General features: G+C 68.5%; 15 protein-coding genes. 6 read left to right on the forward strand and 9 right to left on the reverse strand.

The genetic code is table 11. The features are described 5' to 3' along the window. Positions 1-237 precede the first annotated feature (237 nt). A complete protein-coding gene (gene mnmA / locus HT136_RS10520; protein ID WP_214199719.1) occupies positions 238-1401 on the forward strand; it encodes a tRNA 2-thiouridine(34) synthase MnmA in 1164 nt (387 codons plus the stop codon). A gap of 3 nt (positions 1402-1404) precedes the next feature. On the opposite strand, the gene HT136_RS10525 is transcribed toward mnmA, so the two are convergent. Continuing rightward, positions 1405-1875, reverse strand: coding sequence for a hypothetical protein (locus tag HT136_RS10525; protein ID WP_246543583.1), 471 nt, complete (start codon positions 1873-1875; stop codon positions 1405-1407). A 32-nt stretch (positions 1876-1907) separates the two neighbouring features. Here HT136_RS10525 and HT136_RS10530 point away from each other — a divergent pair, with 32 nt between their 5' ends. Further along, complete coding sequence (locus HT136_RS10530) at positions 1908-3050, forward strand: serine hydrolase domain-containing protein (RefSeq protein WP_214199720.1); 1143 nt, start codon at positions 1908-1910, stop codon at positions 3048-3050. Positions 3051-3158: 108 nt separating this feature from the next. Here HT136_RS10530 and HT136_RS10535 read toward each other — a convergent pair whose 3' ends face one another. Next, on the reverse strand, positions 3159-4118 hold the full coding sequence (locus tag HT136_RS10535) for a cation diffusion facilitator family transporter (protein WP_214199721.1): 960 nt from the start codon (positions 4116-4118) through the stop codon (positions 3159-3161). Positions 4119-4131: 13 nt separating this feature from the next. After that, the gene (pdxH, locus tag HT136_RS10540) at positions 4132-4743 is read right to left on the reverse strand and encodes a pyridoxamine 5'-phosphate oxidase (protein ID WP_214199722.1); all 612 of its coding nucleotides are present in this window, start codon (positions 4741-4743) and stop codon (positions 4132-4134) included. Positions 4744-5015: 272 nt separating this feature from the next. Between pdxH and HT136_RS10545 the strand changes: the two genes are divergently transcribed. Beyond that, a complete protein-coding gene (locus HT136_RS10545; RefSeq protein ID WP_214199723.1) occupies positions 5016-5963 on the forward strand; it encodes a DnaJ C-terminal domain-containing protein in 948 nt (315 codons plus the stop codon). Positions 5964-6139: 176 nt separating this feature from the next. After that, a complete protein-coding gene (locus tag HT136_RS10550) occupies positions 6140-6844 on the forward strand; it encodes a DUF1013 domain-containing protein (RefSeq protein WP_214199724.1) in 705 nt (234 codons plus the stop codon). 219 nt (positions 6845-7063) lie between these two features. Here the strand turns inward: HT136_RS10550 and HT136_RS10555 are convergent, their stop codons facing one another. The 4 genes from HT136_RS10555 to HT136_RS10570 form a co-directional block, all read right to left on the reverse strand. Continuing rightward, entirely contained in the window at positions 7064-7489 is a 426-nt protein-coding gene (locus HT136_RS10555; RefSeq protein ID WP_214199725.1) for a 23S rRNA (pseudouridine(1915)-N(3))-methyltransferase RlmH, read from the reverse strand. A gap of 158 nt (positions 7490-7647) precedes the next feature. Continuing rightward, the gene (gene rsfS, locus HT136_RS10560; protein WP_214199726.1) at positions 7648-7995 is read right to left on the reverse strand and encodes a ribosome silencing factor; all 348 of its coding nucleotides are present in this window, start codon (positions 7993-7995) and stop codon (positions 7648-7650) included. A gap of 186 nt (positions 7996-8181) precedes the next feature. After that, on the reverse strand, positions 8182-8847 hold the full coding sequence (locus tag HT136_RS10565) for a nicotinate-nucleotide adenylyltransferase (RefSeq protein ID WP_214199727.1): 666 nt from the start codon (positions 8845-8847) through the stop codon (positions 8182-8184). A 31-nt stretch (positions 8848-8878) separates the two neighbouring features. Continuing rightward, a complete protein-coding gene (locus HT136_RS10570) occupies positions 8879-10168 on the reverse strand; it encodes a glutamate-5-semialdehyde dehydrogenase (protein WP_214199728.1) in 1290 nt (429 codons plus the stop codon). Between the two features lie 335 nt (positions 10169-10503). Between HT136_RS10570 and HT136_RS10575 the strand changes: the two genes are divergently transcribed. Together HT136_RS10575 and HT136_RS10580 are read left to right on the forward strand one after the other, a co-directional pair. Then, complete coding sequence (locus tag HT136_RS10575; RefSeq protein ID WP_214199729.1) at positions 10504-11649, forward strand: M23 family metallopeptidase; 1146 nt, start codon at positions 10504-10506, stop codon at positions 11647-11649. Between the two features lie 4 nt (positions 11650-11653). After that, entirely contained in the window at positions 11654-12085 is a 432-nt protein-coding gene (locus HT136_RS10580) for a bactofilin family protein (RefSeq protein ID WP_214199730.1), read from the forward strand. Positions 12086-12108: 23 nt separating this feature from the next. Here the strand turns inward: HT136_RS10580 and HT136_RS10585 are convergent, their stop codons facing one another. Further along, a complete protein-coding gene (locus HT136_RS10585) occupies positions 12109-12366 on the reverse strand; it encodes a hypothetical protein (protein WP_214199731.1) in 258 nt (85 codons plus the stop codon). 101 nt (positions 12367-12467) lie between these two features. Continuing rightward, the gene (locus HT136_RS10590) at positions 12468-12641 is read right to left on the reverse strand and encodes a hypothetical protein (RefSeq protein WP_214199732.1); all 174 of its coding nucleotides are present in this window, start codon (positions 12639-12641) and stop codon (positions 12468-12470) included. Between the last annotated feature and the right edge of the window lie 41 nt (positions 12642-12682).

Genomic DNA, 12682 nt, shown 5'->3' on the forward strand with positions numbered 1-12682 from the left:
GCCGCCGTCTCGGCCCGGGCCGCAAGCCTGGCGAGGTTAACGTCGCCCGGGGCGTAGGACGCAAGGCCATCGCACCGGCGGCCTGCGTCGAGGGGATCATCGGGTATGGGCTCATGCCGCCAGTCTAGGCCCGTCATGGTCAATGAAAACTTAAGGCGCGCGCCGGAAATGCCGTGTTGGCGCCCACTTGCGTCGGTCGGGTAGGAATCCGCGACGAGGCGCTGTATGAGCAGCGCCATGTCCGCAGATGCAAACCTGTTCAACGGCCTCGATCCGGCCGCGCTCTTCCAGTTGCCCGCGCCCCTTTCCGCGCGGCGCATCGTCGTTGCCATGTCCGGCGGCGTCGACAGTTCGGTGGTCGCGGCCCTTGCCGCCGCAAGCGGCGCCGAAACCATCGGCATCACCCTCCAGCTCTACGACTACGGCGCGGCGACCGGTCGCAAGGGCGCGTGCTGCGCGGGCGACGACATCCGCGACGCGCGCGCGGTCGCCGATCGCCTGGGCATCGCGCACTACGTCTTCGACCACGAGAGCGCCTTTCGCGAGGAAGTGGTCGACCGCTTCGCCGACGACTACCTCGCCGGCCGCACCCCGATCCCCTGCATCCGCTGCAACATGGGGCCCAAGTTCACCGATCTCCTGCAGATGGCGCGCGACCTCGGCGCCGACTGCCTGGCCACCGGGCATTACGTGCGCCGCGTCGAGGGGCCGGCCGGAGCCGAACTGCACCGCGCCGCCGACCCCGCGCGCGACCAGAGCTATTTCCTTTACGGCACCACCGAGGCCCAGCTCGACTTCCTGCGCTTCCCCCTGGGCGGCCTGCCCAAGACCGAGACCCGCCGCCTCGCGGAAGCCGCGGGCCTGCGCGTTGCCGACAAGCCCGACAGTCAGGACATCTGCTTCGTACCCGACGGCGACTACGCCAAGATCGTGCGTTCGGTACGGCCCGAGGGCGTGGCTCCGGGCGAGATCGTCCACGCGCAGAGCGGCGAGGTGCTCGGCGCGCACAAGGGCGTGATCCACTACACCGTGGGCCAGCGCCGGGGGCTCGAGATCGGCGGGCAACCCGAACCGCTCTACGTGGTCGGGATCGATGCCCCCTCGGCGCGCGTCCTCGTCGGCCCGCGCCATCTCCTCGGCGTCGCCTCGGCGCGCATCATCGAGACCAACCGTATCGGGCCCCTGCCCGACGGCGTCGCGCTCACCGCCAAGGTCCGCTCGCTCGCCAGGCCCGTGCCGGTGACGCTCGAAGGGCCCCTTGGCGAGGGTGCGCAGACGGTGATCCGCTTCGCCCAGCCCGAATACGGCGTGGCGCCGGGCCAGGCGGCGGTGCTCTACGCCGGCGAACGCGTCGTCGGCGGAGGCTGGATCGAGGAAACGTCACCGGCCACCCCGCTCTGAACCTCAGTCCTTCCAGGGCTCGAGACGGCAACCGTAGTCGCGATCGTAGTGCGCGGTCTGGCTGCCAAGCAGCGGCAGGCCCGCCGAGACCGACCGTTCGGCATCGTCGGCGTCGAGCCACACCATGCCCGCCACCCCGCTGAGCGGGGCGATCGCGAGGTCGCCCTCACAGCTCTTGAGGTCGCGCTGCGAGACGAAGTGGCACACGCAGCCGATCCGCGCGGCATAAGCCGAGCCGATCAGCGTGCGCTCGCGCAGGCTCGACCACTGCCAGGCCAGCACGCTGCCGCCCACGACCAGCCCCACCAGCACCAGATTGCGCAGCCAGCGCGAAGGCTGGCGCACGGGGTAGGCCGGGGCCGGTCCACGGCGCGACGCCGAAGGTCCCCGCCGCACGCGACCAAGCGCCCCGACGAGTTCGCGCCAGCCTGCGCGAAGCTTGTCCCCTGCTGCAAATTTGGGCGGTGTTGCCATTCCCGATCTTCTCGCACACTACACCGTGCGTCATGCCGGTGCGTCGCCTTCGCCTTATCCTGCCGCTCCTAGCCCTGCCAAGCCTATGGGCCTGTGGAGAAAGTGCGCCCGACGGACCGCCACCCCCAAGCACCGAGGCCGAAGCCGCGATCACGTCCGACGGCGGTGCGCCGCATGCCGAACTCGGGCGCGCCATCGACGGGCTGTTCAACGCCAGCACGGTCGGGGCGACGCAGGCGCTGGTGATCATGAAGCGCGGCTCGGTGATCGCCGAGCGCTATGCCCCGGGCATCGACGCGAAGACGCGACTGCCAGGCTGGAGCGCGGGCCAATGCCTGACCACCCTGATGATCGGCCAGCTGGTGAGCGACGGACGCCTGCGGCTCGACGATTCCGCGCCGGTTCCCGAATGGCGCCGCCCCGGCGACCCGCGCGGCGAAGTCACGCTCAAGCAGCTCCTGCAGATGCGCTCGGGCCTGCGCCACGTCGAGCGCCGTCCCGGCAACGAGGGCAGCGTCAACCAGCAGTCCGACGCCATGCGCCTGCTCTATCTCGACGGGCGCGACGACATGGCCGCATACGCCGAAGCGCAGCCGCTCGAGGCGCCGGCGGGGCAGGTCTTCTCCGAATCGGGCGCGAACGCCATCATCCTCTCCGACCTCGCCGCGCGCGTGCTCGCCCCTGACGGCGATGCCAATACCCGCCGCGCGGCGGTCATGGGCTATCTGCAGAACCGCGTGCTGACCCCGATCGGCATGACCTCGACCCGCGTCGGCTTCGACCGCGCCGGCACGATGATCGGCGCCGGAATGATTCACGCGACCGCGCGCGATTGGGCCAAGCTCGCCGAATTCCTGCGCCATCGCGGCTCGGTCGCGGGCGCGCAGGTCCTGCCCCGGCGCTGGATCGGCTTCATGCGCGAGCCCAGCCCGCGCAACCCCGCCTATGGCGCGGGCATCTGGCTGAACGGGGCGCCCGCGGGCGACGAGGCGCGGCTCTGGCCCGGACAGGCCCCCGCCGACACGTTCGCGTGCCTGGGGGAATATGGCCAGTTCGTGGTCAGCTCGCCCGACCAGCTCCTGACGGTGGTGCGCCTGGGCCGAAGCAACGCCGTCCAGGCCCGCGAGGCGCACGAGCGCATCGGCCGTTTGCTGGCGCTGTTCCCGGGCGGCTGAGAACTCGGGCTTCAAGATGGAAGAATAGGATTTCCGAGGGCCATCGCCCTCGGGCTCCCAGAATGGTCGGGCCCGGCGCGAGGACGGGAGGGAAGCGATCCCGGCCTCTTAGCGCCCCCTCCCCTCCTCGAGATTCACCCGGATCGGCGGCAGGACGTCGCGCCCGGCATCGCCGATCTCGTCGACCAGGCCATCGGGATCGGTGTGGATCAGCACTTCGACGCCGGGGAAATCGGCCGCGAGGCGATGCTCGATGCCGTCCATCACCCGGTGCGCCTCGCGCACGGTCATGCGCGGGTCGACCCAGATATGGAACTGCACAAAGTCCTTCTCGCCCGAGGTGCGCGTGCGCAAGTCGTGCACCCCGCTGATGTCCGGAAAACGCGCCAGGACCTCGAGGAAGCGCTGCTTCTTTTCTTCGGGCCACTCATGGTCCATGAGCTGGTCGAGCACCTCGTCCGAAGCGCCCCAGGCGCCATAGGCCAGCCAGCCCGCGATCCCGAGCCCGAACACCGCGTCCGCCCCCGCCAGCCCGGCATAGGTCTCGAGCACGAGCGCAACGATCACCGCCAGATTGAGGAACAGGTCCGACTGGTAGTGCACGTTGTCGGTCTGAATTGCGAGGCTGCCGGTGCGGCGGATGACGTGGCGTTGCCAGGCCAGCAGCGCCAGCGTCACCACGATCGCTGCGATCGAGACGCCGATACCCTCGCCCGCCGCCTTGACTTCGGCACCGACCAGCAGGCGCTCGACCGCGCGCGCGCCGATGCCCAGCGCCGAGATGACGATCAGCACGATCTGGAACAGCGCGGTGATCGCCTCGGCCTTGCCGTGCCCGAAGCGATGCTTGTCGTCAGCCGGCTGCGCCGCGATCCACACGCCCAGCAGCGTCGCGAGACTGGCAACGAGATCGAGCGTGGTGTCGGCGAGGCTGCCGAGCATGGCGGTCGAATCCGAGGCGATCGCGGCCCAGATCTTGATCACCAGCAGGAACAGCGCGGCCGCGATGCTCGCCGCGGCCGCGCTCTTGGTCAGCATCGCCCGGACCTGGCTGCGTCCATCGCTCATGGCTTGAAAGACCTCACGGATAGAGCAGCGAACTGGACCAGGCGCCCCCGTCCTCGCGCACGAAGCGGCGGCGCTCGTGGAGGCGGTAGGGCCGATCCTGCCAGAATTCCAGGGCGACGGGGACCACGCGGTAGCCGCCCCAATGCGCCGGCCGTTCGACCTCGCCGCCCTCGAAACGCGCCCGCACGTCCTCGTAGCGCGCGAGGAAGGTTTCGCGGCTGTCGAGCGGGGCGGACTGGTCCGAGGCGACCGCGCTTAGCTGCGAATCGCGGTGGCGCGAATGGAAGTAGGCATCCGCCTCCTCGGCGCTCACCGGCTCGAGCGCGCCCTCGATGCGGATCTGGCGGCGCAGGCTCTTCCAGTGGAACAGCAGCGCGACATGCGGATTCTCAGCGATCTCGTGGCCCTTGCGGCTGTGGCCATTGGTGTAGAACACGAAGCCCTCGGGACCGTAGCCCTTGAGCAGCACCATGCGCACCGAGGGAATGCCCCCCGCCGTCGCTGTCGCCAGCGCCATCGCGTTCGAATCGTGGGGTTCGGTGCCGCGCGCCTCGTCGTACCACGCGGTGAACAGCGCAAGGGGATCACCATCGGGGATGACTTCGCGGGTCTGTTCGGATTCCATCGTCCTGGTCCTGTCCTGGTGTGCCACGGCCCCGGGGGCCGGCGGGCCGGATTCGCGCCCGCGCAGGCTCCCTGCCCCAGACGACGGGGCGCGGCCTTGATCGGCCGCAACAAAGGGTGCCCCCACGGGTTTCGCGCCTTGGCGAATAGCTTGCACGCGCGCGCTCGAAAAGCCCGCACGGCGTCTATAGGGAGACACTGTTGCGAAAAGTTGTTCCGCAACCGAGTGAAGAACTTGCCGGAACGATCCGCGCAACCTAGCTAAGTGGCATTATGGCAACAGATCCTTACACGACCCTGGGCATCGCACGCGGCGCAAGCGAGAAGGACATCAAGTCCGCCTATCGCAAGCTCGCCAAAGAGCTCCACCCCGACCGGAACAAGGACAACCCGAAGGCGGCCGAGCGCTTCTCCGAAGTGACCCGCGCCTACGACCTGCTCTCCGACAAGGAGAAGCGCGCGCAGTTCGACCGGGGCGAGATCGATGCCGAGGGAAACCCTACCATGCCCTTCGGGGCGGGTGGCTTCGGTGGTGGCGGCCAGCGCGGGGGCATGGGCGGCGCCGGCGGTTTCGGTGGCTTCGGCGGAAACGACGGCATTGACCTCGAGGACCTGTTCGGCGGCATCTTCGGCGGCGGCGGCCAGCGCGGCGGCCCTGGGGGCATGGGCGGGATGGGTGGCGGTCGCACCCGTGCCGCGCCGCGCGGCGCCAACGTCAGCTACCGCCTCTCGGTCTCGCTGACCGACGCGGCCGAGCTCGCCAACCAGCGCATCACCCTGTCCGATGGCAAGACGATCGATCTCAAGCTGCCCAAGGGCGTCGAGGACGGCACGCAGATGCGCCTGACCGGCAAGGGCGAAGCGGGACTTGGCGGCGCGGGCGATGCCATCATCACCATCGCGATCCAGCGCCATCCCTATTTCGAGCGCGACGGCGACGACTTGCGCGTCGACCTGCCGATCACCCTCGACGAGGCGGTCAACGGCGCCAAGGTGCGCGCGCCCACCGCTTCGGGCGCGGTCATGCTGACGGTTCCCGCCGGCGCCAGTTCGGGCAAGACGCTGCGCCTCAAGGGCAAGGGCATGACCCGCAAGGACGGCACGCGCGGCGACCAGTTGATCCGCCTCGAGATCGTGCTTCCCGAGGGCGACGAGGACCTTGCGGCGCGACTCGAAGGCTGGAAGGATACCCGCAACGTGCGCGAACGCCTGGGCGGCTGAGCCTCCCCGGATAGGCACAAGCACGGAGCCTCGACCCGAAATCCGCCCCCGATTGCGGCGAAAATGCGCGGAATCGGGCTCTAGTCCTTGCCCAAGGCGCAAAGTTCTCCTAAGTCGGGGCGGTACGGCCGCTCCGCGAAGGGGCGGCCCTTATTGTTTCCGCCGGAGATAGAGACATGAGCCAGCCCACTCCGCTGATGCCGCACGCGACCGCCTCGTGGCTGGTCGACAACACGGCGCTCTCGTTTGAACAGATTGCCGATTTCTGCGGTCTGCACATGCTTGAGGTCCAGGCGATGGCCGATGACCTCACCTCGGCCAAGTACACCGGCCGCGACCCCGTGCGCGCGGGCGAGCTGACGATGGACGAGATCGAAAAAGGCGAGGGCAACCCGGACTACCGCCTGCGCATGCACCGCGCGCCGGTGACCGTGAGCCGCACCAAGGGCCCGCGCTACACGCCGGTTTCCAAGCGCCAGGACAAGCCCGACGGCATCGCCTGGATCCTGCGCAACCACCCCGAGGTCTCGGACGCGCAAGTCGGCAAGCTGATCGGCACGACCCGCAACACGATCGCCGCGATCCGCGACCGTTCGCACTGGAACATCGCCAACATCACCCCCAAGGACCCGGTGACGCTGGGCCTGTGCTCGCAGCGCGAGCTCGACGCGATCGTCGCCAAGGCCGCGAAGAAGGCCGGTATCGAGGATGACGGTGCCCAGGACGAACGCCTGGTCGACGACCGCCAGGCCCTGATCGAGGAACTGCGCGCCGAACGCGAAGCCGCCTCGAAGGCCGCGCACGAAGCCGCGCAGGAAGCCGAAGCCGCTGCCTGGCTCCTCGCCAAGCGCGCCGCCGAGGCCGAGGAACGCGGCGAATAAGCCGCGCTTTCCAGCCTCACAAAATCGAAAAGGGCCGCACGCGAGTGTGGCCCTTTTTCGTGGGGCAAAGGGAAGAAGGATCAATTCGAGGGGCATCGCCCCTCGAGCTCCCAATACCGTCCCGGACAGTGCCGGCACGGCAGTGTCGCGCTCGGCACGCCCTCGCCGATTTTGGGGTCAAGGGGCAATGGCCCCTTGAATCAATCCCTCCAAAACACTTCACCCCGAACGATGATAAGGATGCCCCGCCAGGATCGCGGTCGCGCGCCAGAGCTGCTCGGCCAGCATCGCGCGGGCGAGGAGATGGGGCCAGGTCATCTTGCCGAAGCACAGGAGATGGTCGGCCTCGCGGCGGGCCGCGTCGCCATGGCCGTCGGCAGCGCCGATCAGGAAGCGGCATTCGCGCACGCCCTCGTCGCGCCAGCGCCCGAGCAGCGCGGCGAATTCCTCGGAGGACATCGCCTTTCCCCGTTCGTCGAGCAGCACCTCGCGAACCGGGGTCTGGGAGGGAGGGGGAATCTTCCCGCCGACATCGGGAAGTTCGGTGTGCTTGAACGGCCAGGTAAGCCGCTTGGCGTAGCGGTCGAGCAGGTCGGCCTCGGGCGACCGCGCAATCTTGCCACGCGCGATGATGTGAAGGAGCATTCCCCGCTTCTAGGCCGATTGGCCGGGGAATGACAGGCCCGACCCGGCGCGCGAGGTTCCCCTCGGCCCGGCAGGGCGATCCTTTCCCGGTTGTCCGGCCCTGTCAGCAGGCCGGGTGATCATTTTGGAACGGCGCGCGAGAACGCGCGACGCAGCCGTCAGGCTGCGCCGGAAGGTCCGTCGAAGCCCCACATGCGTTCCAGGTTGTAGAACGAACGCACTTCGGGACGGAACAGGTGGACAATCACGCCACCGGCATCGACCAGCACCCAGTCGGCGGCCGGAAGGCCTTCGATGCGCGGGCTGCCGAAGCCGTTTGCTTTCAGTTTTTCGCCGAGTTTCTGCGCCATGGCCGCGACCTGGCGGGTCGAGCGGCCGGAAGCGATGACCATGAAGTCGGCGATGCTCGACTTGCCTTCAAGGTCGATCGTCACGAGGTCCTGCGCCTGATCGTCGTCAAGCGACTGCAGGACGGTGGCCAGCAGCGGATCGTCGCTATCCGTCATGGCCGGGGGCGTTTCACCGGTCGTAACCGGCTGTATCTGTGCCTGGGGCATCTTAGGGTTTTACTGCTCCTTTCAGGGGACCGCACGCGAAGTGCCGGGATACCCCGAGTGGGGCAGCCTGGCGCAGGGCACGATCGGTTTTGCGGGTTTGGCCGGAAGATACGCGGGGAAGGCGATGCGCCTTGCTCACGCAGCATCTCCGCAAATGGGGCGGTGCGTGACGGCATCGCGCGAAAGCCTGTGGCCATCATGGCCTTCCAGGGTCTTCCGGGCCCAGTCCGGATCGGCCTTGCGGATATCCGTGGCCGACCGCGTATCGGGGTCGAATCGCAATGTCACCAGCGCGGGTGCGCTCCATCTCGCCGGATGACGTAGACTGGTGACGGACGTCCGGTAGCGCCTGAACCAGGCCATCGCGGGGCTCGCGAGGGCACCCCTATCATACCCCGGACGCGCGATAACCGCAATCGGCATGACTCGCGCAATACCGCGCCAGTCCTTCCACTTATGGAATTGTGCGAGGTTGTCCGCTCCCATCAGCCACACGAAGCGGCGTTTGGGATAACGCTGCACAAGCGCGCGCAGGGTATCGGCGGTGTAGCGCGTGCCCAGTTCGCGCTCGATCGCAGTCGCCCGAATCCGCGCGCCACGCGTGCGTTTGCGCGCCGATTCGAGCCGCGCCGCAAGCGGCGCCATGCCGCTTGCGGGCTTGAGCGGATTGCCGGGAGAGACCAGCCACCAGACCTCGTCCAGTGCCAGCGCCTCGCGCGCAAAGAGACTGATGCGCCGGTGCCCGTCATGGGCGGGATTGAAGCTCCCGCCCAGCAGGCCGGTGACCGGTCCGTGCGTCACGCAAGCTGTCCTTGCGGTCGATTCGCCGCGGTCAGGGGCGCGCCTGGCCGGTGCCGCGCACCTGCCACTTGTAGGTCGTCAGACCCTCGAGCGCGACCGGACCGCGCGCGTGGAGACGCCCGGTGGCGATGCCGATCTCGGCGCCGAGGCCGAACTCGCCGCCATCGGCGAACTGGCTCGAGGCGTTGACCATGACGATGGCGCTGTCGACTTCGGCGAGGAAGCGTTCGGCAACCCCCTCGTCGGCGGTGATGATCGCGTCGGTGTGGCCCGAGGAATGCGCCGCAATGTGGTCGAGCGCGGCATCGAGGCCGTCGACCACCGCGACCGAGACGATCGCGTCCAGGTATTCGGTATCCCAGTCGGCGTCGTCCGCCGCCAGGATACGCGGGTCGAGCGCGCGTGCGCGCGCATCTCCGCGCAGTTCGCAGCCCGCCTCGAGCAACGCCGCGACGACGTTCGAGGAACCGGGGAACTGCGCGTCGAGCAGCAGCGTCTCCATCGCCCCGCAGATGCCGGTACGGCGCATCTTGGCGTTGACCGCAATGTCGCGCGCGATGGCCGGGTCGGCAGCGGCGTGGACGTAAGTGTGGTTGATGCCGTCGAGGTGCGCGAGCACGGGCACGCGTGCATCGGACTGGACGCGCGCGACGAGGCTCTTGCCGCCGCGCGGCACGATCATGTCGATGAGCCCGGCGGCGGTCAGCATCGCGCCCACGACGGCGCGGTCCTGGGTCGGCATGAGCTGGATTGCTGCGGCGGGAATCCCGGCGCTCTCCAGCCCCTTGGCGAAGGCGGCGCGGATCGCCCGGTTCGAGTTCACCGCCTCGCTGCCGCCGCGCAGCAGCGCCGCGTTGCCCGAACGCAGGCACAGCGCGGCGGCATCGGCGGTCACGTTCGGGCGGCTTTCATAGATGATGCCGATGAGCCCGATGGGAATGCGCACGCGGCTGAGCTTGAGCCCGTTGGGCCGCGAGGTTTCCTCGATCACCTGGCCGACCGGATCGGGCAGCGCGGCAACCTGTTCGACGGCGTCGGCGATGCCCGCCAGGCGCCCGGCGTCGAGCCGCAGGCGGTCGAGCATCGCGCCCGAAAGACCCTTGGCCTCGCCCGCCGCAATGTCCTTGGCGTTGGCGTCGAGAATGGCCGCCTCGTCTTCGCGCAGGGCTTCGGCCGCCGCGCGCAGCGCTTCGGCCTTCTGGCCCTCGCTCATGCGGGCCAGCACGCGCTGGGCGGCGCGTCCGTCGGCGGCAAGGCGCGCGACGAGCGCTTCGGGGGTCTCGGCAACGGTGCTGCCGGCGCTAAGGGTATCAACAGTCATAAGGAGCGGCCTACCATCTGTATTTGCATGTGTCACGGTCGCGTCCGACGATCGGGCCCCGCGGACGGTCCGCGAGGATGGGCATGTTGACGGGCATGCCGTGCCGGTTCGGGCATCCACCTTGCGCTCTGGCGAGCGTACAATGGTGAACGCGCAAAATTCACGCTTCCCAAGAGCAAAGGCTCGATCGAACATTAGTTCCATCAATTCGTCGCTCCTGATGAACGTTTCGCCCTGAATCGGCGCCTCCTTGCGGTCGGAAGATTCGCCTTGTTACCCCCTCACTGCTACCGGACCGGCCCGGGGACTGGTTAAAAACTGAGCGTGGGGTCGTTTTGAAGTTCACATCTGCCGGGGCGCTGCTGTCGCGTCTCAGGACAGGTTTCCCGGATCGCGAGTTCATCATGCGCTCGCAGGGACATGTCCACTTCATCCGCATTTCGTCGCGTACGCAGACGCTTGCGCTGTGCGGCGCGTTGGCGCTGGCGAGTGTCTGGCTCGGCTCGATGGGCGCCATGGCGCTCTCGCGCATGAGCGACGCCGCCGACCAGGCCGAGCTGCTCACCCGCGAGGCCAAGGTCGCACGCGCCGAGGACCGGGTCGAGAACTACCGCGACGGCATCGACGAGGTCGCCTCCGACCTCGCCCGCCGCCAGAAGTTCATCGAACAGATGGTCGAGGCCCACATCGGCGACCTGCCCAAGGATTCGCAGAAGGGCGAGACCGTCTCGAACAGCGAGGCCGAGGCCAAGCGCACCGTCGACAAGGTCAGCCTGGCGGTGCCCGAAGCCGGCGCGCTCGCCCGTATCGAGGCCGAACAGCTCGCCTTCGTCGAAAACCTCACCCGCTACGCCGACCGCCGCGCCGCCAGCGCCAGCGAAGCGATCCGCAAGCTCGGCCTCAACCCGAAGGTGATCGAGGGCAATTCGCGCAGGGCCGAAGGTGGCCCGCTGATCAAGCTCTCCACCGCCGCCGACGGTTCGATCGACCCGCGCTTCCAGCGCCTGGGCGCCAGCCTCGCGCGGATGGACGCGCTCGAGAACGGACTCGCCTCGATCCCGCAGGTCAAGCCCGCTTCGGTCGCCTACGTCTCCTCGAGCTACGGCTACCGTTCGGACCCCTTCACCGGCGGCGCCGCGTTCCACGCCGGGCTCGACTTTCCCGGACCGATGGGTTCGCCGATCTACGCCGCCGCCAAGGGCCGCGTGACGTTCGTCGGCCGGCGCCACGGCTACGGCAACTGCATCGAGATCAGCCACGGCAACGGGTTGATGACCCGCTACGCGCACCTTTCGCGCTTCCAGGCGCACGTCGGCGAGAAGGTCGAGGCCGGCACCACGATCGCCGCCATGGGCAGCACCGGCCGCTCGACCGGATCGCACCTTCACTTCGAAGTGCGTGTCAATGGCAAGCCGGTCAATCCGCGCCCGTTCCTCGAAGCTTCCGCGCAAAACTCCGCCCATGTTCACCAGGAAGGCTGATCCGATGGCCAAGCCCGCTGCCACGGCCCGCTCGAGCGGCGCCGCAACCTTCTCCATGCTTGGCGCGGATACCGCCATCACGGGCGACATCGAGGCCAGCGTCGATCTCCACGTCGACGGCCGGGTGACCGGCGACATCACCTGCTCCTCGCTCGTTCAGGGCATCGAGAGCACGATCACCGGCGCGATCCGCGCCGAGAGCGTGCGCATCGCCGGTACGGTCAAGGGCACCATCGCCGCGCGCGACGTGGTGATCGCGCAGTCGGCCAAGATCGAGGGCGACGTCGCCTACGACAGCCTGACGGTCGAACAGGGCGCGCGCATCGACGGCCGCCTCGCCCCCAATGGCGGGCAAATGCCGCCCGCGATCGCGCGTTCCGCAAACTCTGCGGCGAATTCCGACGAGACCCTGGCGCTCGCCGTTCCGGCGGAATAAGGCTCCGTCTGGCCCGGGCCTGCCTAGTGACGGGCTTGGTGATTCTCTTCCGCAACGCGGCGCTGCACAAGCATTTCGATCTCGTTGGGATTGAGCACCCAGGTCCGCGTCTTCTGGCCGACCCGGAACACCGGCCGGGTCAACAGGATACGCGCCTGCGCCTTGGCGAAGGGCTTGAACAGTGCGAAGTGCTGCACGCAGTCGAGCACCGTGCCGATGATCGGCGTCTTGCCGTCGAGGTCGATCAGCGTCGCAGGCTGATCCCAGGGAATGTCCAACATCGCTCCGGCCTACTCCTTACCGGGCCGCAAGCCCAGCGCAATCCGACCATAGCAAATCCATTCGCAAGGCCCGCGCGACCCTGCCTCGCATTGCACGCCCTTCATCGCCGCGCCTGGCCGCGGGCCAGCGCGAACATCGCGACGGGCACCAGACAGCCGACGACGAAGCCGAGCGCAGCCCCCCACATCGACCCGCTGTTTCCCCCCAGCATGGCTCCGAAAATGGCCCCGGCGACGAACAGCAGGGCAGGCATGAGGCAGCCGATCGCAAACATGATCCGGTCTTCTTCTTCTCGTTCTGGCGCTTCTCGAACCG

The sequence above is a fragment of the Novosphingobium profundi genome, from assembly GCF_018491765.1.
In the GTDB taxonomy this organism is placed as follows: domain Bacteria; phylum Pseudomonadota; class Alphaproteobacteria; order Sphingomonadales; family Sphingomonadaceae; genus Novosphingobium; species Novosphingobium profundi.